Annotated in this window: 26 protein-coding genes; 16 read left to right on the top strand and 10 right to left on the bottom strand. The window is 72.4% G+C overall.

The window, feature by feature from the left end:
- Positions 1 to 45 precede the first annotated feature (45 nt).
- The 5 genes from KGS77_RS25580 to KGS77_RS25560 all read left to right on the top strand — a co-directional run bounded on the left by KGS77_RS25580 (position 46) and on the right by KGS77_RS25560 (position 5,027).
- Positions 46 to 1,236 (top strand): helix-turn-helix domain-containing protein, encoded by a 1,191-nt coding sequence (locus KGS77_RS25580; protein WP_242585365.1) that lies wholly within the window; start codon positions 46 to 48, stop codon positions 1,234 to 1,236.
- Between the two features lie 90 nt (positions 1,237 to 1,326).
- On the top strand, positions 1,327 to 2,277 hold the full coding sequence (locus KGS77_RS25575) for an ACP S-malonyltransferase (RefSeq protein WP_242587679.1): 951 nt from the start codon (positions 1,327 to 1,329) through the stop codon (positions 2,275 to 2,277).
- A 12-nt stretch (positions 2,278 to 2,289) separates the two neighbouring features.
- Positions 2,290 to 3,333, top strand: coding sequence for a ketoacyl-ACP synthase III (locus KGS77_RS25570; RefSeq protein ID WP_242585363.1), 1,044 nt, complete (start codon positions 2,290 to 2,292; stop codon positions 3,331 to 3,333).
- A gap of 103 nt (positions 3,334 to 3,436) precedes the next feature.
- The gene (locus KGS77_RS25565) at positions 3,437 to 3,685 is read left to right on the top strand and encodes an acyl carrier protein (RefSeq protein ID WP_242585361.1); all 249 of its coding nucleotides are present in this window, start codon (positions 3,437 to 3,439) and stop codon (positions 3,683 to 3,685) included.
- A 76-nt stretch (positions 3,686 to 3,761) separates the two neighbouring features.
- Positions 3,762 to 5,027, top strand: a complete 1,266-nt coding sequence (locus tag KGS77_RS25560) for a beta-ketoacyl-[acyl-carrier-protein] synthase family protein (protein WP_242585357.1) — start codon at positions 3,762 to 3,764, stop codon at positions 5,025 to 5,027.
- A gap of 219 nt (positions 5,028 to 5,246) precedes the next feature.
- Here KGS77_RS25560 and KGS77_RS25555 read toward each other — a convergent pair whose 3' ends face one another.
- Both KGS77_RS25555 and KGS77_RS25550 read right to left on the bottom strand, forming a co-directional pair.
- The gene (locus KGS77_RS25555; protein WP_242585355.1) at positions 5,247 to 6,122 is read right to left on the bottom strand and encodes an NAD(P)-dependent oxidoreductase; all 876 of its coding nucleotides are present in this window, start codon (positions 6,120 to 6,122) and stop codon (positions 5,247 to 5,249) included.
- 264 nt (positions 6,123 to 6,386) lie between these two features.
- Positions 6,387 to 6,881 carry a DUF3145 domain-containing protein gene (locus KGS77_RS25550; RefSeq protein WP_242585353.1) on the bottom strand — a complete coding sequence of 165 codons (495 nt, stop codon included), beginning with the start codon at positions 6,879 to 6,881 and terminating at the stop codon, positions 6,387 to 6,389.
- A 397-nt stretch (positions 6,882 to 7,278) separates the two neighbouring features.
- Between KGS77_RS25550 and KGS77_RS25545 the strand changes: the two genes are divergently transcribed.
- From KGS77_RS25545 to KGS77_RS25535, 3 genes are all read left to right on the top strand, one after another.
- Positions 7,279 to 8,202, top strand: a complete 924-nt coding sequence (locus KGS77_RS25545) for an SGNH/GDSL hydrolase family protein (protein WP_242585351.1) — start codon at positions 7,279 to 7,281, stop codon at positions 8,200 to 8,202.
- A gap of 172 nt (positions 8,203 to 8,374) precedes the next feature.
- The gene (locus tag KGS77_RS25540) at positions 8,375 to 9,475 is read left to right on the top strand and encodes an aldose epimerase family protein (protein WP_242585349.1); all 1,101 of its coding nucleotides are present in this window, start codon (positions 8,375 to 8,377) and stop codon (positions 9,473 to 9,475) included.
- A 220-nt stretch (positions 9,476 to 9,695) separates the two neighbouring features.
- Positions 9,696 to 10,448 carry a DUF4097 family beta strand repeat-containing protein gene (locus KGS77_RS25535; RefSeq protein WP_242585347.1) on the top strand — a complete coding sequence of 251 codons (753 nt, stop codon included), beginning with the start codon at positions 9,696 to 9,698 and terminating at the stop codon, positions 10,446 to 10,448.
- 108 nt (positions 10,449 to 10,556) lie between these two features.
- Here KGS77_RS25535 and KGS77_RS25530 read toward each other — a convergent pair whose 3' ends face one another.
- Positions 10,557 to 11,147, bottom strand: a complete 591-nt coding sequence (locus KGS77_RS25530; RefSeq protein WP_242585344.1) for a maleylpyruvate isomerase N-terminal domain-containing protein — start codon at positions 11,145 to 11,147, stop codon at positions 10,557 to 10,559.
- Complete coding sequence (locus tag KGS77_RS25525) at positions 11,144 to 12,070, bottom strand: NAD(P)-binding domain-containing protein (RefSeq protein WP_242585341.1); 927 nt, start codon at positions 12,068 to 12,070, stop codon at positions 11,144 to 11,146. Before KGS77_RS25525 ends, KGS77_RS25530 begins: the two co-directional genes overlap by 4 nt.
- A 134-nt stretch (positions 12,071 to 12,204) precedes the next feature.
- On the opposite strand from KGS77_RS25525, the gene KGS77_RS25520 reads away from it, so the two are divergent.
- The 3 genes from KGS77_RS25520 to KGS77_RS25510 are packed head-to-tail and all read left to right on the top strand — an operon-like array spanning position 12,205 to position 16,278.
- Complete coding sequence (locus KGS77_RS25520; protein WP_242585339.1) at positions 12,205 to 13,356, top strand: helix-turn-helix domain-containing protein; 1,152 nt, start codon at positions 12,205 to 12,207, stop codon at positions 13,354 to 13,356.
- Positions 13,357 to 13,399: 43 nt separating this feature from the next.
- On the top strand, positions 13,400 to 14,821 hold the full coding sequence (locus KGS77_RS25515) for a pyroglutamyl peptidase (protein ID WP_242585337.1): 1,422 nt from the start codon (positions 13,400 to 13,402) through the stop codon (positions 14,819 to 14,821).
- Positions 14,818 to 16,278 carry a nitrilase-related carbon-nitrogen hydrolase gene (locus KGS77_RS25510; protein ID WP_242585335.1) on the top strand — a complete coding sequence of 487 codons (1,461 nt, stop codon included), beginning with the start codon at positions 14,818 to 14,820 and terminating at the stop codon, positions 16,276 to 16,278. The genes KGS77_RS25515 and KGS77_RS25510 overlap by 4 nt, the downstream gene beginning before the upstream one ends.
- A gap of 44 nt (positions 16,279 to 16,322) precedes the next feature.
- Here the strand turns inward: KGS77_RS25510 and rbsK are convergent, their stop codons facing one another.
- From rbsK to KGS77_RS25490, 4 genes are all read right to left on the bottom strand, one after another.
- Complete coding sequence (gene rbsK, locus KGS77_RS25505) at positions 16,323 to 17,216, bottom strand: ribokinase (RefSeq protein ID WP_242585333.1); 894 nt, start codon at positions 17,214 to 17,216, stop codon at positions 16,323 to 16,325.
- Positions 17,217 to 17,431: 215 nt separating this feature from the next.
- Entirely contained in the window at positions 17,432 to 17,692 is a 261-nt protein-coding gene (locus tag KGS77_RS25500; protein WP_242585330.1) for a hypothetical protein, read from the bottom strand.
- A gap of 338 nt (positions 17,693 to 18,030) precedes the next feature.
- A complete protein-coding gene (locus KGS77_RS25495) occupies positions 18,031 to 18,459 on the bottom strand; it encodes an organic hydroperoxide resistance protein (protein ID WP_242585328.1) in 429 nt (142 codons plus the stop codon).
- A 124-nt stretch (positions 18,460 to 18,583) separates the two neighbouring features.
- Positions 18,584 to 19,603 carry an NADP-dependent oxidoreductase gene (locus KGS77_RS25490; RefSeq protein WP_242585326.1) on the bottom strand — a complete coding sequence of 340 codons (1,020 nt, stop codon included), beginning with the start codon at positions 19,601 to 19,603 and terminating at the stop codon, positions 18,584 to 18,586.
- An 88-nt stretch (positions 19,604 to 19,691) separates the two neighbouring features.
- On the opposite strand from KGS77_RS25490, the gene KGS77_RS25485 reads away from it, so the two are divergent.
- The 3 genes from KGS77_RS25485 (at position 19,692) to KGS77_RS25475 (ending at position 22,145) form a co-directional block, all read left to right on the top strand.
- Positions 19,692 to 20,156 carry a MarR family transcriptional regulator gene (locus KGS77_RS25485; protein WP_242585324.1) on the top strand — a complete coding sequence of 155 codons (465 nt, stop codon included), beginning with the start codon at positions 19,692 to 19,694 and terminating at the stop codon, positions 20,154 to 20,156.
- A 106-nt stretch (positions 20,157 to 20,262) separates the two neighbouring features.
- Positions 20,263 to 20,901, top strand: a complete 639-nt coding sequence (locus tag KGS77_RS25480) for a DsbA family protein (protein ID WP_242585322.1) — start codon at positions 20,263 to 20,265, stop codon at positions 20,899 to 20,901.
- A gap of 155 nt (positions 20,902 to 21,056) precedes the next feature.
- Entirely contained in the window at positions 21,057 to 22,145 is a 1,089-nt protein-coding gene (locus KGS77_RS25475; protein WP_242585320.1) for a GntR family transcriptional regulator, read from the top strand.
- Between the two features lie 30 nt (positions 22,146 to 22,175).
- On the opposite strand, the gene KGS77_RS25470 is transcribed toward KGS77_RS25475, so the two are convergent.
- Both KGS77_RS25470 and KGS77_RS25465 read right to left on the bottom strand, forming a co-directional pair.
- Positions 22,176 to 23,612 carry a helix-turn-helix domain-containing protein gene (locus tag KGS77_RS25470; RefSeq protein ID WP_242585318.1) on the bottom strand — a complete coding sequence of 479 codons (1,437 nt, stop codon included), beginning with the start codon at positions 23,610 to 23,612 and terminating at the stop codon, positions 22,176 to 22,178.
- Between the two features lie 19 nt (positions 23,613 to 23,631).
- Complete coding sequence (locus tag KGS77_RS25465; protein ID WP_242585316.1) at positions 23,632 to 23,784, bottom strand: hypothetical protein; 153 nt, start codon at positions 23,782 to 23,784, stop codon at positions 23,632 to 23,634.
- A gap of 248 nt (positions 23,785 to 24,032) precedes the next feature.
- Here KGS77_RS25465 and KGS77_RS25460 point away from each other — a divergent pair, with 248 nt between their 5' ends.
- Together KGS77_RS25460 and KGS77_RS25455 are read left to right on the top strand one after the other, a co-directional pair.
- Positions 24,033 to 24,995 (top strand): DUF3068 domain-containing protein, encoded by a 963-nt coding sequence (locus tag KGS77_RS25460; protein WP_242585314.1) that lies wholly within the window; start codon positions 24,033 to 24,035, stop codon positions 24,993 to 24,995.
- 347 nt (positions 24,996 to 25,342) lie between these two features.
- Complete coding sequence (locus tag KGS77_RS25455; RefSeq protein ID WP_242585313.1) at positions 25,343 to 26,545, top strand: glycosyltransferase family 4 protein; 1,203 nt, start codon at positions 25,343 to 25,345, stop codon at positions 26,543 to 26,545.
- Positions 26,546 to 26,547 lie beyond the last annotated feature (2 nt).

The raw sequence follows: 26,547 nt of genomic DNA, 5'->3' as shown, positions 1-26,547 counted from the left end.
CCCCGCCGCGACACCCCACCGCTCCGATAAGGCAGGCTTGTCCCCGTGTCTGAACCCGCATCGCGCGACCCGCACCCGCATCCGCACACCGCGACCCTGCGCCGCCTGGAGAAGTCCTCCGGCAAGCTGGCTGCCAGCGCCATCGCCCGCATGGACGCGCAACTGCCGTGGTACCGGGCGATGCCGCCGGAGAACCGCTCCTGGATCGGCCTGGTGGCCCAGGCGGGCATCGCGGCCTTCACCGAGTGGTTCCGGCACCCGGAGACTCCGCAGGCCATCAGCACCGACGTCTTCGGTACGGCGCCGCGCGAGCTGACCCGGGCGATCACCCTGCGCCAGACCGTCGAGATGGTCCGTACCACGATCGAGGTCATGGAGTCGGCGATCGACGACGTCGCCGCGCCGGGGGACGAGTCGGTGCTGCGCGAGGCGCTGCTCGTCTACGCGCGGGAGATCGCCTTCGCCACCGCCCAGGTGTACGCACAGGCCGCCGAGGCCCGCGGCGCCTGGGACGCCCGCCTGGAGTCGCTGGTGGTCAACGCGGTGCTCTCCGGCGAGGCGGACGAGGGCGCGGTCTCGCGGGCCGCGGCGCTGGGCTGGAACTCCCCCGAGCACGTCTGTGTGGTGCTGGGCACGGCCCCGGACGGCGACAGCGAGCTGACGGTCGAGGCGATCCGGCGGGCCTCGCGGCACGCCAAGCTCCAGGTGCTGACCGGTGTGCTGGGGACCCGTCTGGTGGTCATCGCGGGCGGCAGCGACGATCCGCTCAAGGCCGCGAAGGCGCTGATCGGGCCGTTCGCGGCGGGGCCGGTGGTGGCCGGTCCGGTGGTCTCGGACCTGCTGGCCGCCACCCGGTCGGCGCAGGCCGCGGCGGCCGGGCTCAAGGCGTGTGCCGCCTGGCCCGACGCCCCCCGCCCCGTACTGGCGGACGATCTCCTGCCGGAGCGCGCCATGGCGTCGGACCCGGCCGCACGCGACCAGTTGGTGGAGGAGATCTACAGACCGTTGGAGGAGGCGGGGTCGGCTCTGCTGGAGACGCTGAGCGTCTATCTGGAGCAGGCCAGCAGTCTGGAGGGCGCGGCGCGGATGCTCTTCGTCCACCCCAACACCGTGCGCTACCGGCTGCGACGTGTGACGGACGTCACCGGATGGTCACCGTCCGATGTGCGCTCGGCCTTTACGCTGCGCATCGCGCTGATCCTGGGGCGTCTGGCCTCCGGCGAGACGCAGCCCTAAACTTTTTGTGGAACACCAACAATTCCCCTGAGGGTTCTTCGTCCCTGTCCCCACGGGCGGGCCGGACCTTCCACAAGAGAGAGTGTGAGTGTGCTCGTACTCGTCGCTCCCGGCCAAGGCGCTCAGACGCCCGGCTTCCTGACCCCCTGGCTCGACCTTCCCGGTGTCGAGGAACAGCTTCGCGCCTGGTCGGCTTCCATCGACTTGGACCTGGTCCACTACGGCACGCAGGCCGACGCGGAGGAGATCCGCGACACGGCGGTCGCCCAGCCGCTGCTGGTCGCGGCCTCCCTGATCTCCGCACGTCAGCTCTTCGCGACGGCAAATGACTTCTCCCGCCAGGTCGGCGCCGCGGCCGGCCACAGTGTCGGCGAGCTGGCCGCCGCCGCGCTGACCGGTGTGCTGCCGGACGAGTCGGCGATGACGCTCGTACGCAGGCGTGGCCTGGCCATGGCCGAGGCCGCGGCCGTCACCGAGACCGGCATGTCCGCCCTGCTGGGCGGGGAGCCGCAGGACGTCCTGCCGCACCTGGAGAAGCTGGGCCTGACCCCGGCGAACGTCAACGGCGCGGGCCAGATCGTGGCCGCGGGCACCGCCGAGCAGCTCGCCGCACTGGCCGAGGACAAGCCCGAGGGCACCCGGCGGGTCGTCCCGCTGAAGGTGGCCGGCGCGTTCCACACCGTGCACATGGCCCCGGCCGTCACCGCGCTGGAGTCCGCCGTCGCCGAGCTGACGGCCGCCGACCCGCACACCCGCTACGTCTCCAACAAGGACGGTCAGGTCGTCACCTCCGGCCAGGACGTCGTACAGCGGCTGGTCGGCCAGGTGGCCAACCCCGTGCGCTGGGACCTGTGCATGGAGACCTTCAAGGAGCTGGGGGTGAGCGCGATCATCGAGGCCGCGCCCGGCGGCACGCTCGTGGGGCTGGCCAAGCGCGCCCTGCCCGGTGTGCGCACACTCGCCCTGAAGACCCCCGACGACCTCGACGCGGCCCGCACGCTGATCGCCGAGCACTGTGCCCAGGCCGGCCAGGCCGAATAGGAGCCCGAGAGCATGACCTCGAAGATCAAGCCCGCCAAGGGCTCCCCGTACGCGCGCATCATGGGTGTGGGCGGCTACCGCCCGACCCGGGTCGTACCGAACGAGGAGATCCTCAAGCACATCGACTCCTCCGACGAGTGGATCCGCTCGCGCTCGGGCATCGCCACCCGCCACTGGGCGGGCCCGGAGGAGACGGTCGCCGCCATGTCGGTGGAGGCGTCCGGCAAGGCCATCGCCGACGCCGGCATCGCCCCCGAGCAGATCGGCGCGGTGATCGTCTCGACCGTCTCGCACTTCAAGCAGACCCCGGCGATCGCCACCGAGATCGCGCACCGCATCGGCGCGGGCAAGCCGGCGGCGTTCGACATCTCGGCGGGCTGCGCGGGCTTCGGGTACGGCCTGACCCTCGCCAAGGGCATGGTCACCGACGGCAGCGCCGAATACGTGCTGGTCATCGGCGTTGAGCGGCTGTCGGACCTGACCGACCTGAAGGACCGCGCGACGGCCTTCCTCTTCGGTGACGGCGCCGGAGCGGTGATCGTCGGCCCCGCCAAGGAGCCCGCGATCGGCCCCACCGTCTGGGGCTCCGAAGGCGACAAGGCCGATACGATCAAGCAGACTCATCCTTGGGACGTCTACCGCACCACGCCCGTCCCCGGCGGTGACCCCGAGGTCCGGCTCGCCGCCGAGGAGATCCGGTACCCCGCCATCACCCAGGAGGGCCAGGCGGTCTTCCGGTGGGCGGTGTTCGAGATGGCCAAGGTCGCCCAGCAGGCGCTGGACGCGGCCGGAGTCACCCCGGACGACCTGGACGTCTTCATTCCGCACCAGGCCAACATGCGGATCATCGACTCGATGGTGAAGACTCTGAAGCTGCCGGAGACTGTCACGGTCGCGCGTGACGTGGAGACCACCGGCAACACCTCGGCCGCCTCGATTCCGCTCGCCATGGAGCGGCTGCTGGCGACCGGGCAGGCGAAGAGCGGTGACACCGCGCTCGTCATCGGCTTCGGGGCGGGTCTCGTCTACGCCGCGACGGTCGTTACCCTCCCCTAGGCAAGATCTGCGCAACGCCGTACGTCTCCGGACGCACGGGCCGCTGTACAGAGCTTCACCGAATAACGCAGTTTTCCCCGATAAATACCGAAGGAGCGCCATCATGGCCGCCACTCAGGAAGAGATCCTCGCCGGTCTCGCCGAGATCGTGAACGAGATCGCCGGGATCCCCGCCGAGGACGTCAAGTTGGACAAGTCCTTCACCGACGACCTGGACGTCGACTCGCTGTCCATGGTCGAGGTCGTCGTGGCCGCCGAGGAGCGCTTCGACGTCAAGATCCCCGACGACGACGTGAAGAACCTCAAGACGGTCGGCGACGCGACCAAGTACATCCTCGACCACCAGAGCTGACCCAGCTCATGCATGTCGCCACCCCGCGGTGGCGCCGTCGATTCTCAACCCCTCTACCAGTGGAGTAAGAATTCCCGTGAACGCGACCAATCGCACCGTGGTCGTCACCGGTATCGGCGCAACCACACCGCTGGGTGGCGACAGCGCTTCGACCTGGGAGGGCCTGCTCGCCGGCCGTTCCGGCGTCGAGCGCCTGGATCAGGAGTGGGCGGCCGAGTTGCCGGTCCGCATCGCCGCACAGGCCGCCGTCGACCCGGGTGAGGTCATCCCCCGGGCCCAGGCCCGCAAGCTGGACCGCTCGGCGCAGTTCGCGCTGATCGCGGCCCGTGAGGCGTGGGCGGACGCCGGCTACACCGCCCGGGCCGGCGAGGACGGCACCGTGGACCCCGACCGTCTCGGCGCGGTCATCGCCTCCGGCATCGGCGGCGTGACCACCCTCCTCGGCCAGTACGACGTGCTCAAGGAGAAGGGCGTCCGCCGCGTCTCCCCGCACACCGTCCCGATGCTGATGCCCAACGGCCCCTCCGCCAACGTCGGCCTGGAGGTCAACGCCCGTGCGGGCGTGCACACCCCGGTCAGCGCCTGCGCGTCCGGCGCCGAGGCCATCGGTTACGCCATCGAGATGATCCGCACCGGCCGCGCCGACGTGGTCGTGGCGGGCGGCACCGAAGCGGCCATCCACCCGCTGCCGATCGCCGCGTTCGGCAACATGATGGCGATGTCGAAGTCCAACGACGACCCGCAGGGCGCCTCGCGGCCCTACGACGCCGACCGCAACGGCTTCGTCATGGGCGAGGGCGCCGGTGTGATCGTCCTGGAGTCGGCCGAGCACGCCGCCAAGCGCGGCGCCCGTATCTACGCCGAGGCCCTCGGCCAGGGCGTCTCCGCCGACAGCCACGACATCGTGCAGCCCGAGCCCTCCGGCAACGGCATCGCCCACGCGCTGCAGAACCTGCTGGCCAACACCGGTCTGGACCCCGCCGAGATCGTGCACGTCAACGCGCACGCCACCTCGACCCCGCAGGGTGACCTCGCCGAGCTGAAGGCGCTGCGCAAGGTCTTCGGCGACCACGTCGACCACATGGCGATCTCCGCCACGAAGTCCATGACCGGCCACCTCCTCGGCGGTGCCGGCGGCGTGGAGACCGTGGCCTCGATCCTGGCCCTGTACCACCGGGTCGCGCCGCCGACGATCAACGTCGTCAACCTCGACCCCGAGGCGGAGGCGGACATCGTGCGCGACCAGGCCCGGCCGCTGCCGGCCGAGGGCACCATCGCGGCCCTCAACGACTCCTTCGGGTTCGGCGGGCACAACGTCGTCCTGGCGTTCCGCTCGGTCTGAGCCCCGGAACGGGCCCCGGACCGGCCTGTACGCGTCCGTAAACGGTGCGTACACCGTCCGTACGCGGCCCATATGCGGCCCCATATGTACGCAGGAGCCCGCCCGGTCATCGCGACCGGGCGGGCTTCGCCGTACGTACGGCATGACCGGCTCGTATGTACGGGCGCGGCTGTACGGCGTGCCCGGCACCGAGGGCGGAGGTACGAAGGCGCCGCGCCGTCAGTGGTCGAACGCGGCGAAGTACGAGGCGGCGCAGTCCTCTTCGCCGTGCCCCTGCGCCTGGGCCCGCTCCAGGCGCGCCCGCCCCGCCGGGGCCAGGTCCAGCCGCACGCCCGCGCGCTCGGCGGCCTCGGCGATCAGCCGGGCGTCCTTGAGCCCTCCGGAGAGCGCGAACTGCGGGCGGTAGTCCCCGGTGAGGATCGCCTCCGCCTTCATCCGCAGGTACGGCGAGTCCAGCGGCCCGCCCTCGACGGCCTCCAGGAAGGCGCGCGGGTCGACGCCGAGCCCTTTCGCCAGGGCCAGCGACTCGGCGGTCCCGTTGACGAGCGTCAGCACCCAGTTGTTGAGCACCAGCTTCAGACGGCCGGCGGGGCCCTCGGCCGCGTCCTGCGCCAGCCATACGGTCCGCTGCCCGATCGCCGCGAAGACCTGGTCCGCCGCCTCACGCGCGTCCTGGGGGCCGGCCGCCAGGACCGTCAGCCGTCCGCTCTCGGCCGGGGCCCTGGTGCCCAGTACGGGGGCGTCGACGAAGCGCAGTTTGTGGTCGCGGGCGAAGGCGACGAGCGGGGCGAGGGCCTGGGGACCGACCGTGGCGCACTGGGTCCACACGGCGCCCGCGCGCAGACCGGGGGCGGCCTGCCGTACGGCGTCCAGGACGGCGGGCCCGTCCAGCAGCACGGTGAGCACCACATCGGCGTCCGCGACCGCCTCGGCCGGGGTGTCCACGACCGTGACCCCGTCGGCCGCCAGCGGCTCGGCCCGGGCCCGCGTACGGTTCCAGGCGCGGACCTCCAGTCCGGCCCCGGCGAGATTGCGGGCCATCGCCGCGCCCATGATTCCGGTGCCGAGCACCGCCACCGAGAAGTTGTCAGTCATGGTTGAACGCTAGGCCCTGGAGCGCACTCGAAGGCAATGCACGGTCCCCTGCAACGCGTGTCCGAAGTGGTGGTGGAGGCGCGGGGTCCGGCGCGGGATCTAGGGCGCTTCTGATGGATCTCCGCGGCCTCGCGACGCCCGGCACGCACCCTCGCCGCACGGCGCAAAGGGACAGGTGGCTCCGCCACATGACCCTTCACACCGCACGCCGAGCGCACGCACCGAACACCGCTCCGTCTTCCACGGAGATCCATCAGAAACGCCCTAGACGACCTGGTGGAGCCAGCGGACCGGGGCGCCCTCGCCCGCGTACCGGAAAGGCTCCAGTTCGTCGTCCCAGGGCTTGCCCAGGAGCTTGGCGACCTCCTCGGCCAGCTCCGTCTCGCCGACCGCCGAGCGGGCCAGCGCGGCGCGCAGCCGGTCCTCGGGGATGAGGATGTCGCCGTGGATGCCCGTGACGGCGTGGAAGATGCCCAGCTCAGGGGTGGCGCTGTACCGTTCGCCCTCGGCGGTGGCGCAGGGCTCCGCGGTCACCTCGAAGCGCAGCAGATGCCAGCCGCGCAGTGCCGAGGCGAGCTTGGACGCGGTGCCCGCCTCGCCCTGCCAGGAGAACTCGGCTCTCCAGGTGCCGGGCGCTGCGGGCTGACGGATCCAGTCGAGGTTGACGCGCACTCCAAGGACGCCCGCGACGGCCCATTCGACGTGCGGGCACAGCGCGCGCGGAGCGGAGTGGACGTACAGAACTCCACGTGTCGTCACCGGGACCTCCAGTACGGTTCGAGGTTCGCCTTCCCCAGCGGCCTCGTGCCCGTTCCGGTTGCGGCCGGGACAGCTACCGACATTCTGCCCCAGTGATCACTTCGGCACCAGCATGCGAGGTTACCTACAGTAAACACCATGAGACTCAATTTGCCGCAAAAGGGACAGGAAATGACGTGTTGTAATTTATCTCTGCCGACTGCACTCGCCCCTTCGGGCGCAAGCCCGATCGTTACGGAGAAAGCTACCGCGCGGCAGGAGTCGAGGGGTGACGTACCGTCGGTACCGGAACAGATATCACTCGCACGCCTGAGGGGGACAGAGGATGACACCCACCGGTCGGTCCTTTCGCCACATCCGTCCCCCCGCGCGTGGCCGGATCCGCCCCGGCGCAGCCGTGCGATCGCGCCGTACCTCCGCCGGCCGGATCCGGTCCCGTACCGCCGCCGGTCCGGTCCTGGCGGCCACCGCGCTCCTGCTGTCCCTCGCCGGCTGCGCCGACCCCTCGGACCACGGCAACTGGGCCTCCCGGCAAGGCGGCCCGGCCACCCGCAAGCCCTCCCCCAAGCCTGCCCCCGCCTGGCGTACCGACCCCGCCTCCGTCGCGGCGCTCGGTGACTCCATCACCGTCGGGTTCGACGCCTGCTCCGTACTGGCCGACTGCCCCCGCGTCTCCTGGGCCACCGGCACCGACCCGCAGGTCAACAGCGTCGCCCGGCGGCTGCTGAAGGACCCCGTGGGGCATAGCTGGAACCTCGCCCGTACGGGTGCGCTGATGAGCGAGCTGCCCGCGCAGGTCGACGCGGCCGTGCGGCACCGCCCCGAACTGGTGACGATCCTGATCGGGGCCAACGACGCCTGTCGCAGCACGGCCGCCGCCATGACACCGGTCGCCGGCTTCCGCGCCGACTTCCGGACTGCGATGACCAGGCTGCGGCGGGCACTGCCCAAGACCCAGGTGTACGTGGCGGCGGTGCCCGACCTGATGAGGCTGTGGTCCCAGGGGCGCACCAGCTCCCTGGGCAAGGAGATCTGGAAGCTGGGCATATGCGGGTCGATGCTCCGCGACCCGGACGATCTGGGCAAGGCGGCGGCCGACCGGCGGCTGGGCGTACGGAACCGGGTCATGGCGTACAACGCGGCACTGAAGGACGTCTGCGCGAAGGACCGACTGTGCCGCTACGACCGGGCCGTCTTCGACTACCGGTTCACCACCGACGAGCTGAGCGGGTGGGACTGGTTCCACCCCGGCCGGGAGGGACAGCGGGAACTGGCCGCCCTCGCCCACCGCGAGATCACCCGTCAGGAGCCGGCGGGCTGAGTCAGGCGGGGCGAGCCAGGCGGGGCGGGGGCCGGTGAGCCGTACGCCTGGCGCGCTGCCGTATGCCGTACGCCTGGCGCGCGCTCCCCGTATGCCGTCACCCCCGTAGGCCGTCACCTCGTACGCCACCGCCCGGGCGACCGCGGGCCGCCGGCACCGTAGGCTCCGGAGCATGAACGCGCACGCCGGTACGGTCGTCACCACGGAACCCTTCGGCACCCTGGACGACGGCACCCGCGTCGACCGCTGGACGCTGACGGGCGCGGGCCTGCGGGTCCGGATCCTGACGTACGGCGGCATCGTGCAGACCATCGAGGTCCCCGACCGTCACGGGACGCCGGCGCAGGTCGCGCTGGGCTTCGCCGACCTGGACTCCTACCTCGCACACGGCGGTTCGCACTTCGGCGCGCTGGTCGGGCGGTACGCCAACCGGATCGGCGGGGCGTCCTTCGATCTGGACGGCCGTACGTACCGGCTGGCGCGCAACGACGGGCCGAACTGCCTGCACGGCGGGGAGCGCAACTTCGCCAAGGCGGTCTGGGACGCCCGGCCGGTTCCGGGCGGGGTGGCGCTGCGCCGGGTGAGCCCGGACGGCGAAGAGGGCTTCCCCGGCACCCTCGACGTCACGGCCACGTACACCCTTACGGCCTCTACGTCCCCTACATCCTCTATGCCCTCTACGTCCCTTGCGGGCTCTGCGACCCGTACGTCCCTTCCGGGCGCCTGGGAGCTGCGGATCGACTACCGCGCGACCACCGATGCGGCGACCGTCGTCAACCTGACGAATCACACGTACGTGAACCTGGCCGGGGACGCGAGCGGCAGCGCCGAGGGCCACGTCCTGCGGCTGGCCGCCTCGCGCTACACGCCCGTCGACGCGGCGAACATCCCGGTCGGCGGGCCGGCGGAGGTGGCGGGGACGCGCTGGGACTTCCGGCGCCCCCGGGCGGTGGGACGCGGCTACGACCACAACTTCGTGCTCGACAAGGGGGTGACGCGGCAGCCGGAGCCGGTCGCCGAGCTGCACGACCCGCTCTCGGGGCGGCGGATGCGCATCGCCACGACCGAACCGGGCGTGCAGCTCTACACCGCCGAGCACCTGGACGGCTCGCTGGTGGGCTCCGGAGGCCACCCGTACGCGGCGGGTGCCGGAATCGCGCTGGAGACCCAGCACTTCCCCGACTCCCCCAACCGCCCGGACTTCCCCGGCACGGTCCTGCGCCCGTCCGGAACGTACCGCTCCACCAGCGTGTACGGCTTCTCGGCGGGGTGAGGGCGGTGGGGCGAGGGCGGCGGTGGGGTGAGGGTTGTCCCGGGCAGGCACCCGGGAATGCCCCTAGGGGAACTGAGCGAGAGAGATCGTCCTTGCCGGCTATGCGCCGAGCCGTGGACGGGACCGAGAATGAAGGGGTCAAGACGGCTCGCCGTCGACGACCCGCCGCCGCGGACCTCCCGCCGCCGCACTGCCGCCGTTCTTGGAGAACACTTCCCTCATGACCGCCTACCGCTCCACTCCGACCGCCCGGACCGCCCGCGCCGCCCGTACCGTCCGCATCGCCGGGGCCGTCGCCGCCTGCGCGGCGCTGTCCGTGGCGGCCACCGCCTGCCAGGTGACCGAGGACGTCAAGAAGAGCGAGCGTACGTACATGGTCAAGGGCGGGGCGAAGGAGATATCGGCCACGACGTCCGGGGGCAACATCACGGTCATCGCCACCGACGGTGACAGCGGGGCGATCCGGGTGACGGAGCGGTACCGGTACAGCGAGCAGAAGCCGGTCACCGAACACTCGGTCGCGAACGGGCGGCTGACGCTGAAGCAGAAGAACGACGACTGCGGTGGCACCTCCCTCACCTGCACGGTGAGCTACGACGTGCGGGTACCGCGCTCGATGATCACCGACCTGCACACCGACGGTGGTGACGTCGTCGTCCGTGGCCTGGCCGGTGACATCGGCGCGGAGACCGAGGGCGGGGACGTCACCATCGAGGAGTCCTCGGCCAAGAAGGCGACGGCCCGGACCAGCGGCGGTGACGTGGACGCCGAGTTCACCGGCGTGCCCGACCGGGTGGACGGCCGGACCAGCGGCGGCAACGTCACGATCCGGCTGCCGAAGGGCTCGTACGCGGTGGACGCCACGACGAGCGGCGGCACCCGGAAGGTCAGCGGCCCGACGGACGGCCGTGCACCGCACAAGATCAAGGCGCACACCGACGGCGGGGACGTGTCGGTGTCCTCCCCCTCCTGAGTCCTCCCGGGCGGGCCTTCGGCCCCGTCTTCCCGTACGGGCCCAAGTCGACGGGACCGTACGGGACCGGGGCCGGAGCCGGAGCCGGCGGTTCCGTACGGGCCGCGCTCAGCGTACGGTGCCGTCCCACTGCCACTCCTGGCGGCGCGGCAGCCCGGGCAGCGCGGCCCGGCCGGTGCACCAAAGGAGTGTGTCGGAAGGCGCGTTGCCCGTGGGCGCGTCGGGGAAGAGACGCTCCACAGCGGCGGCGGCGATGCCGTCCGGCGGGGTCCACCCCGTACCCATGGTGCGGGTGATGTCGTAGGTGTGCATGGTCAGTTCGACGGCTCCCATGGCGGCGAAGCCCTGGGCGTCGGAGTGGCCCCACGGGTGCCAGGCCCGTACCTCGGGCCCGGTGTCGCGTACGGTCGAGGCGAGCAGCGTTCCGGCGATGCGCAGCCCTTCCAGGCAGGCGGCGACCGGGGCCTGCGCGTCCAGCGAGGCGAACAGCGTGATGTAGCGGTCGGTGGGGCGGGCGATGAGCAGGCCCGCGTAGCCGACGATGCCCAGGGCCAGGTGGTCCAGGGTCTGGCGGCAGGTCCACTCCAGGCCGCCTGCCGGGCGGGACCAGTCCTGGCCGGCGCCCTTCTCCAGGGCGGCCAGGGACTCCTCGACGGCGGCGCGGACCAGTTCCTCGCCGTGGAGGGTGCCGGCGGTCATGCCGCACCCGCCGCGGAGCCGGCGTCCGTGCCTGCCGCGGGTGCAGAGCCCTGCGGCTTCCTGAGCACCTCTATGACGCTGCCGTAGCTGTCCGCGCCGTGCCCGGCCGCCTTGGCCCGCTCCATGGTCTGCTTCAGCAGCAGCGGCAGCGCGTTGTCGATCCCACGGTCCGCGGCGGCGTGGAGGAGGTGGTCGATGGCCGCTATCTGTACGTCGACGGTGGCGTCGTCGCCCGGGTAGCGTCCGGCGTCCACCTGGGGCGCGTACGTGGACATGAAGCCGCCCACCGCCGTGAGCCAGCGGACCGCGATCTCGGTGAAGGCCACGGCCTGCGTCTTCTCGGCCGTCGCGAGCGCGGTGCCGTGCAGCCAGCCGGTCAGGGCGGCCCACATCAGGCCGAGCAGCCCCGCGTCGTAGAGGGAGGCGAGGCCGGGGTCGGTGCCCAGGTGGAGGGGGTCGCCGAGGCCGGACAGGGTGGGGCGGTGGGTGGCGAAGGCGTCCGCCGAACCGCTGTAGAGGAACATCATCTCGGGGCTGCCGACGCCCGGCGGGGTGGTCATGATGGCGCCGTCGAGGTAGTCCGCGCCGTGCGAAGCGGCCCAGGCGGACGCCTCCTTGGCCTGCTCGGGGGAGCCGGAGGTGAGGTTGACCAGCGTCTTTCCCGCCAGCTCGGAGGCCACCGGGTCCAGGACGGCGTGCATCGCGTCGTAGTCCAGCACACAGACGATCACCAGCCGGCTCGCTGCGACCGCTTCGGCGGGTGTCGCCGCGGAGGTGGCGCCCTTGGCGACCAGCGCCCGGGCCCGCTCCGGCGTGCGGTTCCACACCGTGACCGGGTGCCCCTGGCCCGTCAGCGCGCCGGCCAGCGCCGACCCCATGGAACCCAGGCCGATGACGGTGACGGCCTCGCGTACGGGATTCATCGCATATCTCCTTGTACATCCGCCTGCACGGCGGTTGATCACGTAGGACCACCTTCGCAGTGCGGAACGGGCCGCGACAGTGACCGTGGTGACCGCCACCACCAAATTCCTGCCACGGTCATAGGCTCGGTGCCATGAGCGCTGGATCCGTCGCCGTGGTGGTGACCGAGGACATCGGCTTCCCCTCCTGGGACCTGTACGAACTGAGCATCCCCCTCACGGTCTTCGGCAAGCCGCAGCCGGACCTGGCCGATCCCTGGTACGACCTGCGGCTGTGCGGGACCGGCCCGCAGGCGCAGGACGGGCCGCGCGCCGCCTCCGGGCTCACGCTGCGCACCCCGTACGGGCTGGCCGACCTGGCCGGCGCCGACACCGTCATCGTCCCGTCGGTCCCGGACGCCTGTGTCGAGGACGGCAGCCCGCTGCCGGACGGGCTGGCCGACGCGCTGCGGGACGCCCATGACGCGGGCGCGCGGATGGTCTCCCTGTGCACCGGCGCCTTCGCGCTCGCCGAGGCCGGGCTGCTGGACGGCCGACGGGCCACGGCCCACTGGATGCACACCGCCCAACTGGCCGAGCGCTACCCGAAGGTGCGGGTGGACGACTCGGTGCTGTATGTGGACGACGGTGACGTGCTGACCAGCGCCGGGCTGACGGCCGGGCTGGACCTGTGCCTGCACCTGGTCCGGCGCGACCTGGGGGCACACGTGGCCAACCAGTTGGCCCGGCGGATGGTCGTCCCCGCCCACCGGCCGGGCGGCCAGGCGCAGTTCATCGAGCAGTCGGTGCCCCCGACGGACGACACGGGCCTGGCGCCCGTACTCCAGTGGGCGCGGGAGCGACTGGACGAGCCGCTGACCGTCGAGGACCTGGCGCGACGGGCCGCGATGAGCCCGCGCACCTTCTACCGGCGGCTCCAGGCGGCCACCGGCAACACGCCGTTGCAGTGGCTGCTGGACCAGCGCATCGGGCGGGCGCGCGGCCTGCTGGAATCCACCGATCTGCCGGTGGAGAAGGTGAGCGAGCTGAGCGGCCTGGGGACGGCGAACAACCTGCGCCACCACTTCCTCAAGCAGGTCGGGGTCTCGCCGTCCGACTACCGTAGGGCCTTTCCCCGTACGGTTTCAGGGATGCCGGAGGTTTCGGGGATGCCAGAGGTTTCAGGGATGCCGGGGGATTCCGGGGCGCTGCGCAGGTCAGCGGCACCGGTGCGTACGGCACCGGCCTCCGCGCGCCGTACGCCGGCAGCGGCCCGCAGGTCGCCGGCCCTGTCGCGCGTACGGTGACGCCCCCTACCGCTCCCGGGGCGGCGCGGCTTTACTTCGCCCCATGAGACTCATACGCCACAGAGTGGGAGTGCTCGGCGCGGCGCTGGCCACGGCGCTGCCCGTGCTCGTCGCCGGCCCGCAGGCGGCCGGCCCGGCGCACGCGGCGGCCGGGGCCGGGCCGCACACCATGGATGAGCGGCGCGAGGGGCAGCACGAGAAACAGCGCGAGGAACAGCGCGAGGAACAGCTCACCGTGGAGGAACGGCGGCTGGCGCAGGCCGTGCCGCAGGAGATCCTGCGGCGCAGCGGGTTCGGCACGGTGGCCGCGCGGTTCGCCGAGGGGCTGGCGCGGACCGGCTCGTACGGGGAGGCGAAACGGTACGTCACGCGCGAAGGACGGGCTCTGTGGCGGCGGGCCGTGGACCGGGTGCAGGGCCGCGGGCCCGCGGGCGGCGACCTGAGCCGGGACGACGACCGGCCGCTGTACTGGGCACGGCTGGGCATGACCCGGGCGCTCAAGGAGTGGAACCCCGGCTTCCGGCTGACCGCGGGCCGGCGCGCCGCCCTGACCGGCGCGCTGGAGCGCTCCTCGCGCGGCCAGGACTCGATCGACCTGCCCGCCGGCAAGCGGGTCCTTCGAGCCGTGGTCACCGGCTTCGACCCCTTCCAGCTCGACGCGGACGCCCGGCGCAGCAACCCCTCCGGGGCGGCGGCGCTGGCCCTGGACGGCAGGACCCTACGGACCGCGTCGGGCCGGCTCGTACGCGTCGAGACCGCCGTCTTCCCGGTCCGCTGGGCGGACTTCGCGCAGGGAACGGTGGAGCGGACCCTGCTGCCGCACTTCCGGCCCGGCCCCCGGCAGGTGGATCTGTTCACCACCGTCAGCCAGGGGCGGCCGGACCGCTTCGACGTGGAGCGGACCAACGGCGCCTGGCGCGGCGGCTACCCGGACAACGTACGGCAGTCGCGGACGGAGACGGTGCCGATCCCGCGCGGGGTGCCGACCGTACGGCCGCAGCCGCAGTGGACGTCCACGACGCTGCCGTACGAGAGGATCGTGGCGGCCCGCACCGGGCCGTACCCGGTGCGCGACAACACCGCCGTCACCGAGATCCCGGCCGGCGGCGACGCGCCCGTGGAGCGGCCGGACGGGCCGACGCCGGGCTCCGCCGCCCGGGCCGGCGGGGGCGGAAACTATCTGTCCAACGAGATCGCCTACCGGGCGACACTGCTGCGCGACGCGGTGGGGCTGAAGGCGCCCGGCGGCCATCTGCACACGCCGGTCCTGGAGTTCGGGCCGGGCAACGGTGACCCGCGCACCGGCACGGTCAGCGATCCCGTCTTCGTACGGAACCGGATCGCGATCACCGGGCAGGTGCGGGAGGTGCTGAAGGTCGCGTCGGCGGAGCCGTCACCGGCACGGCTGTCCGCACGGCAGTCGGCGGAGCCGTTGTCAGTGGCGGCAGGCATGATGGCCCCATGATGATCGCAGCAGCACAATTCGCGTCCGCACCACTGGACATCGACGCCAACGCGGCGCGGATGGCCGCGCTCGTCACCGAGGCCGGCGGGCGCGGTGCCCGGCTCGTCGTCTTCTCCGAGCTGGCCCTGACCCACTACGAGCTGGGCGCGATAGCCGCCGAGCCGGACCGGCTGTCGGTGACGGCGGACGACATCCGGCTGGAGCCCGTACGGGAGGCGTGCCGGGCCTCGAAGGTCGCCGCGGTCGTCAACGGCCCGGCGCGCACACCGCACGGAACGCTGACGATCACCTCGTTCGTGTACGGGCCGGACGGCGAGCTGCTGACCCGCTACGACAAGCGGCATCTGTTCGAGGAGGAGAACGACGTCTTCGAACCGGGCGCCGCCGACGGCCGGTTCACCCTGGACGGCCTGCGGTTCGCGCTGGCCACCTGCTACGACAACAGCTTCCCCGAGGTTGCCGCGCGGGCCGCGGCGGACGGCTGTGCGGTGTACCTCGCCAGCTCCTTCCACGGCACGCCCGAGCGGGTCTCCCGGTACGCGGACCTGGCGCGGGACAACGGCCTGTACGTCCTGCTCGCCAACGGCATCGGCAGCGGCAGCGCGGGGCCCGCCTGCGGGCACAGCGGCGCCTGGTCCCCTGACGGCGGGCGTATCGCGCAGCCGACCGAGGTGACGGACGCGGCACAGGCGGCGGAGGCCGACGAGGCGCCCTGCCTGATCCTGGCGGACGTGGGCAGCACTGCCGAAACGGAGGAAACCGGAACCAGGACCGCTACGGCCACTGCGACCACCATCGCCGCTTCCGGCATCACGCTGATGTCGGACCCGAAGGTGACGACGATCCCCGTGGAGGAGTGCGGCGAGCCGCTGCTGGACATACGGACCGCCGCGCCCGGCATCCTGGTGGACAAGGACCGCTACGACGAGCGCGGGGCCTTCGCCCATCTGCGCGCGGGCGTGGTGGAGCGGCTGGTCAAGGCGCAGGAGTCGCTGCCGGAAGGGCTGCGGCTGCTGTTCGTCGAGGGCTACCGCCCACCCGGCCTCCAGTACCGGTACTTCGAGGAGTACGCGGACGAACTGCGGGCCGCGCACCCGGAGTGGAGCGAACCGGAGATCCACACCGCTGCCAGCCGGTACGTCTCCCCGCCCGGCACAGCCCCGCACAGCGCGGGCGCGGCGGTGGACCTCACCCTCGTCACGGCCGACGGCGGGCCCGTCGACATGGGGACGCCCATCAACGCCTCCCCGGAGGAGAGCGACGGCGCCTGCTACACGGACGCGCCGGACATCGGCGAGGAGGCGCGCGCCAACCGGCGTGCCCTGGAGGCGGCGCTGAGCGGTGCCGGGCTGGTCAACTACCCGACCGAGTGGTGGCACTGGTCCTACGGCGACCGCTACTGGGCGATGGCGACCGGAGCGGACCACGCGCTGTACGCCCCCAAGGAGCTGCCCTGACCGCCTGACTGGCCGGCTGACGCCCGCCCTCCTTGCCCGAGGCTCTACGAAAGCTCGTCGAGCGTCGGGTAGGAGGGCTGGGCGCCGGGCTTGGTGACCGCGGCGGCTCCCACCCGTACGGCGAACCGGGCCGCGTCCGCCGTGGAGTCACCGCGCGCCAGGCGGACGGCGAGGGCGCCGGTGAAGGCGTCGCCCGCGCCCGTGGTGTCCACGGCCCGTACCCGTACGCCCGGGATCCCGGTCTCCCCCGAGGAATCCGAGACCAGTGCACCGTCGCCGCCCAGGGTGACCACGACCGAGCGCGCCCCGCGCTCGCGCAGGGCGCGGGCCCACTCCCGGGGTGTCCCGCCGTCCGTGCCGGAGAGCTGCCGTGCCTCGTGCTCGTTGACGACCAGCGGATCGGCCACGGCGAGCAGTTCGGGGTCCAGGCGGTCGGGGCTGGGCGAGGGGTTCAGGACGACCCGGGTGCCGGTCTCCCGCGCCGTCCCGGCGGCGGCCCGTACGGTCTCCACCGGGATCTCCAACTGGAGGGAGACCACCGCCGAGCCGGCGATGACGTCCTTGGCCGCTGTGACGTCCCGCGGGGTGAGCGCCGCGTTGGCGCCGGGCGAGACGACGATGCTGTTGTCGCCGTCCGGCCCCACGATGATCATGGCGGTGCCGGTCCGGGCCGCGTCGTCGGTGATCACATGCCGTACGTCGGTCCCGGCCGCGCGCTGGGCCTCCAGCAGCAGTTCGCCGTACGCGTCACCGCCGACCCGCGCAAGGAGGGCCGTCCGGCCGCCCAGCCGGGCCGCGGCGGCGGCCTGGTTGGCGCCCTTGCCGCCCGCCGTCTCGACCAGGTCCGTGCCGAGCACGGTCTCACCCGCGCCCGGACGCCGCTCCACCCGGACCGTCAGGTCCGCGTTGGCCGAGCCCACCACCAGTACCTCGTACATCGATTCTCTTCTTTCCTCGTCGCCGAAGCGGCCATGTCACTCGTCACTCATCAGCCGTCACTCATCAGCCGTCAGTCATCAGCCTCAATCATCGAAGCGCAGAGAATGAGCGGCGGTCACCTGTGGTCTTCTGTCCACATCGGATCTTTTTAGTTCACCGGCAGGCGAGGCGGGGCGGTACCGGCGGATCCGACGAGCGGACCTGAGGGTGGGCGTCATCGAGGGGGTGCCGCGACGGAGCGGACGCGCGCGTTGTGCTCCTGGCCTACGGCCGCGGCTGCGGCTGCCTCACGCCGCAGCCGGGAGGCGGTGAAGAACGGGACGAAGGCGATGCCCTGCCCCCCGCACAGGTCCACCAGCCCGCTTTCGTCGGCGCGGCGCCGGTCCAGGCTGTAGGAGTTCCGCACGCAGACCACGGGGCCGAGCCGGCGCAAGTTCTCCTCGACCTGGCCGCGCAACTGATCGGGGCGGGCCATGGTGAGCCACTCGCCGGAGGGGGCGCGCGCCGGGCCGACCTGGTCACCACGACCACGTCTCCGTACCAGGACGAGAGGGCTCGGTTGCTGAGCCGCATGCCTTCGTCGGTGTCGGTGAGCGCGATGGTCGCGGTCGGTCGGCCCGGGGCCGTGGGGCTGAGGGCGGCGCCCGGCGTGTGTTTCCCCGTACGGCAGGTACGTACGGGGCGTCGTCGCCGGCCGCTGGCTGGGGACCGTGAGCACACGGGAGACCGTGGTGGCGGAGGGCCGCATCCCGGCCGGGGTGCCCGGTCGGGGTGCGGTCCTCGCCGCGTCGGACGGCCGGAGGAGTCTGTGCCTCAGTCGACGCTGAGGCTGACCTCGATGTTGCCGCGGGTGGCGTTGGAGTACGGGCACACCTGGTGCGCCTTGTCCACCAGGTCGCGGGCAGTGGCCGCGTCCACGCTCGGGATCGAGGCGGTGATCTCGACCTTGAGGCCGAAGGCGCCGTCCGGCGTCTTGCCGATGCCGACCTTGGCGGTCACCCGGGAGCCGGAGACATCGACCTTCTCGCGGCGCGCGACCACGCCCAGCGCGCCCTGGAAGCAGGCGCTGTAACCGGCGGCGAAGAGCTGCTCGGGGTTGGTGCCGGCGCCGCTGCCGCCCATCTCCTTGGGCGGGTTGACGGTCACGTCGAGCTTGCCGTCGTCGCTGGCGACCCGGCCGTCACGGCCGTTCTCCGCGGTGGCGACGGCGGTGTAGGCGACGTCTACGGGCTGGATGGACATCAGTGATCCTCCTTGGTTCGCCGCGACGCGCGCCCACGGTCGCGACGGCTTGGTGGCGGGCCCACGGCCCCGCGGCGGACGCGCCGCGGCGGGGTCAGGGGCGGGAGCGGGGCGGGGCCAGAGGTCAGTCGGTGAGGCTGACGATCATCTTTCCGGTGTTCTCGCCGCGCAGCATGCCGAGGAAGGCGTCGACGCCCTTCTCGATGCCGGACACCTTCGTCTCGCGGTACTTCAGCGCGCCCGACTGCACCCAGGCGGAGCCCTCCTCGATGAACTTCGGCTGGAGGTGGGAGTGGTCGCTGACGAGCAGGCCCTGGATGCGCAGCCGCTTGCCGATGACCAGTGCGATGTTGCGCGGCGCGGGCGTCGGCTCGGTGGCGTTGTACTGCGAGATCATGCCGCAGACGGCGACCCGGCCGTGCACGTTCAGCGAGCTGATGGCCGCTTCGAGGTGGTCGCCGCCGACGTTGTCGAAGTAGACGTCGATGCCGTCGGGGGCGGCCTTCTTCAACTGCTCGGCCACCGGGCCGTTCTTGTAGTTGAACGCCGCGTCGAAGCCGTACTCCTCGACCAGCACCCGCACCTTCTCGTCGGAGCCGGCGCTGCCGATCACCCGCGAGGCGCCCTTGAGCTTGGCTATCTGCCCGACCTGGCTGCCGACCGCGCCGGCCGCGCCGGAGACGAAGACGGCGTCGCCCTCCTTGAAGGAGGCCACCTCCAGCAGGCCCGCGTAGGCGGTCAGGCCCGGCATGCCCAGCGCGCCGAGGTAGGCGGAGGCCGGGGCGCGGGAGGTGTCGATCTTGGCGGCGCGCTTGGCGTCCAGCACCGCGTACTCGCGCCAGCCCAGCCCGTGCAGGACGTGGTCGCCGACGGAGATCTCCGGGGCGCGCGAGGCGAGCACCTCGCCGACCGCGCCGCCTTCCATCGGCCGGTCCAGCTCGAAGGGCGGGACGTAGGACTTGACGTCGTTCATCCGGCCGCGCATGTACGGATCGACCGAGAAGCAGGAGTTGCGGACCAGGATCTGGCCCTCACCGACCTCGGGGACCGGGGCCTCGCGCAGGGCGAAGTCCTCGGGCTTCGGCCAGCCGTGCGGGCGGGCGACGAGGTGCCATTCACGGCCGGTCGTGGGCAGTTCGGACATGATCTCGGTCCTCCAAATGCTTCAGGTGGTGAAACAACCATGCTCCTGAATATTTCAGGTTGTCAAGCAAACCGGTATCCTGATGTGCATGACTCCTCGCCCGGACCCCTTGACCGTTGAGGTCGTCGAGCTGATCGGCACCGTCGTGGCCCGCTACTACGAGGAGTACGAGCTCGCGGCGGCGCAGCACTCCCTCACGGGTGCCCAGGCACGCGTCCTGGGACTCCTCGCCCGCGAGCCGCTGCCGATGCGGCGCATAGCCCAGCGCCTGAAGTGCGAGCCGTCGAACGTGACGGGGATCGTGGACCGGCTGGAGTCCCGCGGCCTGGTCGAGCGCCGCCCCGACCCCGCCGACCGGCGGGTCAAGCTCGCCGCCCCGACGGAAGAGGGCCGGCGGACGGCCGAACGGCTGCGTACGTCCCTGGACTTCGCCCGCGAACCACTGGGCGGACTGACCGTCGCCGAGCGCACCCTCCTGAAGGAGCTGCTCCAGCGGATGCTCGGCATGGTCCCGGAACGGGGTCCGGAACAGGAGGGTCCGGAACAGAAGTGACGACGAGGGCACGGGCGGCGCGGGCGGCACGAGCCACCCGATTGGCCCACGATCCCGCGGCCGAAGCGGACCATTCAATGATCCAACTCCGGACTAACCTGTGGCCATGACTTCTCGGCCTCCGGCTTCCCAGAGCGGCTCCCGCCACACCGTCGACTTCTACTTCGACCCCATCTGCCCCTTCGCCTGGATCACCTCCCGCTGGATCCTGGAGGTGGAGCGCCACCGTGAGCTGGACCTGCGCTTCCGCGTGATGAGCCTGTCCGTCCTCAATGAGGGCCGCGAAGACCTCCCCGAGCGCTACCGCGAGCTGCTGGACGCCGGGTGGGGGCCGGTGCGGGTGTGCATCGCGGCGGCGCAGGAGCACGGGGAGGGCGTACTGCGCGACCTCTACACCGCACTGGGGACCCGTATCCACACCAACGGCCGCGAGGACACCGGAGCCGTCATCGAGGAGGCGCTCGCCGAGGTGGGCCTGCCCGTCGAACTGGGCAAGGCGGCGCACGGCACGGACCACGACGAGGCGCTGCGCAAGAGCCACCACGAGGGCATGGACCCGGTCGGTGAGGACGTCGGCACGCCCACCCTGCACATCGACGGCGTGGCCTTCTTCGGGCCCGTCCTGACCGCGATCCCGCGCGGCGAGGACGCCGTACGGGTCTTTGACGGCGTGCGTCTGCTCGCCGGCTACGACAAGTTCTTCGAGCTGAAGCGGACCCGTACGGGCGAGTTGGACTTCACCTGATCCGCCGGGGGCGGGGGGCGCGGCGGCCCGCCCGTCGCCGCCCGCCCCCCTTGCCGTCCGCTGCCCGTATGCACAGGAAACCGCACGGAAAACCTCCTGTCATGTCCCCCTGATAGGTTCGGACCATCTGGTGCACTAGTACGGAGGTTGTCGCCGTGGACCGCTCCGAGCCGCCGCCCTACCTTCGGATCGTCGCCGAGATCCGGCGCCGTATCACCGACGGGGAGCTGGGGGCGGGCGACCGGGTGCCGTCCACGCGGGGCATCACCCAGGAGTGGGGGGTGGCGATGGCCACCGCCACGAAGGTGCTGGCGACGCTGCGGCAGGAAGGGCTCGTACGGGCCGTGCCGGGGGTGGGGACCGTGGTCGCCGCACCCGGCCCCGCCCACCGGGCGCCCGCCGGGGCCCTGCCACCGCACGAGCGCCGGCACCGCGACCGGGGCCGGAATCACGACCGGCGCCGGGATCAGGACCGGGACGAGGGCGGCAGCGGGCTGAGCCGCGAGCGCGTCGTACGGGCCGCGATGGCGGTCGCCGACGCCGAGGGGCTGCGGGCGCTGTCGATGCGCCGGGTCGCGGCCGAGTTCGGGGTGTCCTCGATGGCGCTCTACCGGCATGTGGCCAACAAGCACGAGCTGCTGTTCGCCATGGCGGAGGCCGCCTTCGGCGAGCCGGAGCTGCCCGATCCCGCGCCACGGGACTGGCGCGGCCGGATGGAGGCGGGCGCCCGGCTCCAGTGGGAGCTCTACCACCGGCACCCCTGGCTGGCCCCGTACCTGTCGATGACCCGCCCGACGCCGATGCCCAACGCCATGGCGCTCATCGAGTGGACGATGGCCCGTACGGCGATCCCCGACCCGGTGACCAAGCTCCACGTGGCCCTCACGCTGATCAATCATGTGCGCGGCACGGCGGTCAGCCTGGAGGACGAGCTGGAGAACGAGCAGGAGACCGGACTGAGCCGCGGTCAGTGGATGGACGCGATGGAGCCGATGTACGAGCGGATCATCGCCTCCGGCTCCTATCCGATGTACGCGCAGGTGGAGGTGGCCGGCGGTGAGGAGTCGCTGACCCTGGACTCGATCTTCGAGTTCGGGCTGGCGCGGCTGCTGGACGGCATCGGCCCGCTGGTGGCGGAGGAACCAGAAGAAGCGGCAGGACCGGCAGAACCAGAAGAAGCGGCAGGACCAGAAGAAGCAGCAGAAGCGGCAGGACCGGCAGAAGCGGCGCACCAGGAGCGCTGAGGTCCGCTTGCGGGGGCAGGGCGCCGGGCCTCACTCCCGGCCGGGTACGCCCAGCGCGCCGCGCAGCCGCCGGGCGCGCAGCACCAGTTCCAGTTCGAAGCGCCGGTCCGGGTCCTCCATGTCCGCGCCCCACAACTCCCGTATCTGCCGCAGGCGGTAGCGGACGGTCTGCGGGTGGACGCCGAGCCGGGCGGCGACCTCCGGGGCCCCGCCGCGCGTCTCCAGCCAGGCCAGCAGGGTCTCGGCAAGCCGACGGCCGTGGGTGGGGCCGCAGTGTGCCAGGGGCGCGAGCCGGCGCCGGGTCAGGTCCTCGATCAGCTCCTCGGGCGGCAGGAGGATGAGCGCCTCGGTGTGCTCGGTGCAGTGCAGCATCCGTCCCGAGGGCAGCAGGCCCCGCTCCATCAGGTCGACCGCGGCGGTGGCCCAGCGCAGCGACTTGGCGGCGTCCATGAGCGGTACGGCGGGGCCGATGGCGCCCGACCAGCCGGCCGTCGCCCGGCGCAGGAGGTCGCGCCGGCCCGCCGCGTCCGGCTCCGGCACCACCATGCGCGGCCGTTCGCAGTCCATGTCCAGGAGGACGTCCGCGGGGACGGCGGGTGCGACGGACTCCCGGGCGGGCCGTAACAGGACGGCCACGGCGACGCGTTCGGGCAGCGGCCAGCCGATCCGGGCGGCGCGCTCGACGAGCCCGGCGGAGAGTCCGGACCGTCCGGTTCCGGAGCCGGCCGTGGCACCGGAACCGGGCCTGGCGCCGCCCGCGGCCCTGCGTCCGCCGCGGTCACCGTCTCCGGTCCCGTGCCCGTCCCCTTGCCCGCTCCCGTACCCGGTTCCGGCCCCCGCCGCGGTCCCGGCGCACCATGAAGCGCCCCGCGGCCCCGCTCGGGCCCCGTTCCTGGCACCGCCGGCCCCGCCACCCGTCCGCCCGTGCTCCGTGAACAGCAGTTCCATCAGGCGGCGTTGCAGCCGCAGCCGCTCGCCGGCCTGGCGGGCCGCGGCCTCGGCGAAGCCGCGTACGGACTCGGCCACCAGCCCGTCCAGGTACTCGAACCCGGACTCGGCCAGCTCGTACATGGCGGGCGCCGGGATCGACACCTGCTGTCCGATCTCGGCCAGCCGCCGCCAGGCCAGCCGTACGCCGAGCCGGTAGATCGCCTGGAGCGCGTCGAGGCTGCGGCCGTGGATGCCCTCGCCGCGCCCGAAATCCTGGAAGACCCTGGGGTGGACGAGGGGGCGGTCCAGTCCGGCGGTCATGTGGTCCACGAAGTGCTCCAGGGACTGCCGGATGCCGGTCAGCGCCCTGGGCTCACCGTTCTCGTCGGCCACCAGGGGAAGTTGCGGGAATTCGCGGCGGATCTCGCGCAGGATCTCCTGGGCGAGGGAGGGCACCTCCTCCAGGGCACGTGCCGCGAACCGGCGTACCTGGTGACGGGGTACCTCCCGCCAGGCCGAACGAGCGGCTGCCACCACTCCTGCCGTCCCCCTCCCCTCACTCCTGCCCGCCGCGGTCACTGAAGGTCACCAGCGGCACGTTCGGCTGTTCGGGCGTGGCGTTGAACACGGCGATGACGATCTGCGCGGTGCCCAGGGCGAGCGCGGCGGCGATCAGGGACGTCAGTACGGCGGCGAGCAGTCGGTGCATGTGCGGCGAGCCCCTTCGTCGAGGTTGGCGCGGCATCCCGGCACCCGGTACATCCCGGCGTACGGCACCCCGCCCGCGGCACCCCGCCCGCGGCGCTGTCTCATAACGCGCTCCCGCAGCGGTCACGCTGCCTGCCCGAGTGTGGAAGGGCATTGACTGCCTGTCAAGTATTCGCCTACGGTTCCCGCCCCATGGCGCCCATGCGTCGCCGCACGTGCACTGCCCCCGCCGCTTCCAGGAGTGCCCGTATGCGTAAGACCGCCTCGCCGCTGTCCCTGACCGTGCTGGGAGCCGGCGTGTTCCTGCTGGTCCTGGCTCCGCTGCTCGCCTGGTACGTCGAGCCCCGCGTCAAGCGCACCCCCGTCGACGTGAACATCACCGCGGTCTTCACCGGCACCGGCAGCTACTTCGACACCGCGTCGCTGAGCACCAAGAAGGACCAGGTGATCACCATCACCCGGCATGTGCTGGGCGATGTCGCGGGCAGCGAGCGCAGCGGCCACGCCATCTGGGACGCCTCCACGACGATCGACACCCCCAGGACACTGAAGCTGAAGGACCCGCGCAGGTCCTTCCAGTGGACGGTCGAGCGCTGGGTGTCCGACCGGTACACCAACGCCCCCGTCCACTGCTGCAAGGAGGCGCCCGTACGCATCGAAGGCGACGCGTACCTGAAGTTCCCCTTCGACCTCCAGAAGAAGACCTACCGCTGGTGGGACAGCACGCTGGGCGCCGCCGTACCGCTCCGCTTCTCCGGCACCCGCAAGGTGCAGGGATACCTGGGATACCGCTACACCGGGTCCGTGCCGGCCGCCAGGACCGGCAGCCGGCAGGTGCCCGGACGGCTGGTCGGACGGCCCGCGCAGGGGCAGGTCCAGGCGGAGGAGTGGTACGCCAACGCCAGGATCGAGCTGGTCGCCGACCGGCGCACCGGCCGGATCATCAACGCCTCGATCTCGCCCCGCAAGACGCTGCGGGCGCCCGGTGCCCGGCGGGACGCGGTGACGCTGCTGCGCGGCGACCGGCTGGAGTTCACCCCCGCCACCCAGCGCGAGCAGGTGAAGCTGGCCGACTGGGACAGCTTCAAGCTGAAGCTGGTCGGCGAGACGCTGCCGCTCGCGTCGGTGATCGCGGGCGGCGCATTGACGCTGTTGGGGATGGTCCTGGTGGTGCGCGGGAGGCGGCGGACCGGACAAACCAGCGCGAAGTGATGAGGCGTCAGGCAGGAAGGACCCGAAAATTGTCACGCCGGTGAGTAGCCGCATCGAACTGGGCGGCGAAAACTATCCAACCCACGCGCCGCCCGCCGCGTTTCCCGGCCGGCGCCGGCACGTCCCGCACGCGTACGCCCCGCACCAGCGCACCTCGCACCCGCACCTGCACCCGCACCCGCACCCGCACCCGCACGTCCCTGTGCTTCACCGTACGTCCCGTACACCCCGTACGTCCGTACGTCCCCGAACGGCACGGCCGCGCAGCCCACGACTCCGCAGGACTCAGCACGCAGTACGTCCCCCCACGCCACTGGTACCGCACCCTGAGACGAGTTGGAGCGCACATGCCCCAGCACGTACGACCGTCCCTGTCCGCCGCACCACCCGCGTTGCCCGGAAACCCGTACGCCCCGGTCCCACACGAAACGTTTCCGCACGAGCCGTCCCCGTACGAGCCGCCCCCGCACCCCCGCCGCATCGTCTTCCTCGCCCGCCGCGACCTGGCCAACCCCGCCGCCGGCGGCTCCGAACTGCTGGTGGACCGGATCGCCGCCGGACTCACCGCCCACGGCCACCAGGTCACCCTCCTGTGCGGCGGCCCGGCCGCCACCCACCCCTACCGCGTGGTCTCCGCGGGCGGCGACGCCGGGCACTTCCTGCGCGCGCCGCGCCGCTTCGCCCGCCTGGCCGGCGGGTGCGACCTGCTCGTCGAGGTGTGCAACGGCATGCCGTACCTGGCGCCGCTGTGGCACCACGGCCCGACCCTGTGCCTGGTCAACCACGTCCACACCGACCTGTGGGGCCTGCGCTACCCGGGCCCGGCGGCCCGGCTGGGCCGCCGCCTGGAGCACTGGGCGCTGGCCGGTGCCCACCGCGGCAACCTGATGGTGGCCGTCTCGGGCTCGACCGCCGCCGCCCTGCGGGGTCTGGGCGTGCCGCGCGAGCGCATCCGGCTGGTCCACAACGGCGTGGAGGAGCCCGGCCCGCTGCTTCCCGAGTCGCCCGAGCCGCTGTTCCTGGCGATGGGCCGGCTGGTCGAGTACAAGCGCGTCGACCTGCTGCTGCGCCTGTGGGAGCGGGTCCGCCCGGTCACCGGGGGCCGACTGGTCATCGTCGGCGACGGCCCCGAGCGGGCCCGTCTGGAGGCGGCGGCGGGCCCCGGTGTCCACTTCGCCGGACACGTCGACGAGCAGGAGAAGCACCGGCTGCTGTGCCGCGCCTGGCTGCTGCTGCACCCCTCGCTGGTCGAGGGGTGGGGGCTGGTGGTCATGGAGGCGGCGGCCCGCCGTACCCCCACCGTCGGCTTCGACGTGCCGGGCCTGCGCGACTCCGTCCAGGACGGCACGACCGGCCTGCTGGCACGCGGCGAGAGTTCGTTCGCCGCGCAGTGGTGCACGCTGGCGCTCAGCGGACCGCGCCGTGCGGCCCTGGGCGAGGCGGCGCGGCGGCGGGCCGCGTGTTTCAGATGGAGCGGTACGGTCCGCAGCTTCCGGGCGGTGGCCGCGGAGGCCGCCGAAGCCTGCCCCGACTCCCTGCCGGGGCGGTGACG

Origin of the sequence: Streptomyces sp. MST-110588, from assembly GCF_022695595.1 — a bacterium.
Classification (GTDB): domain Bacteria; phylum Actinomycetota; class Actinomycetes; order Streptomycetales; family Streptomycetaceae; genus Streptomyces.
The sequence above is the reverse complement of the archived record's forward strand: the minus strand, read 5'-3'. Positions and strand labels throughout refer to the sequence as shown.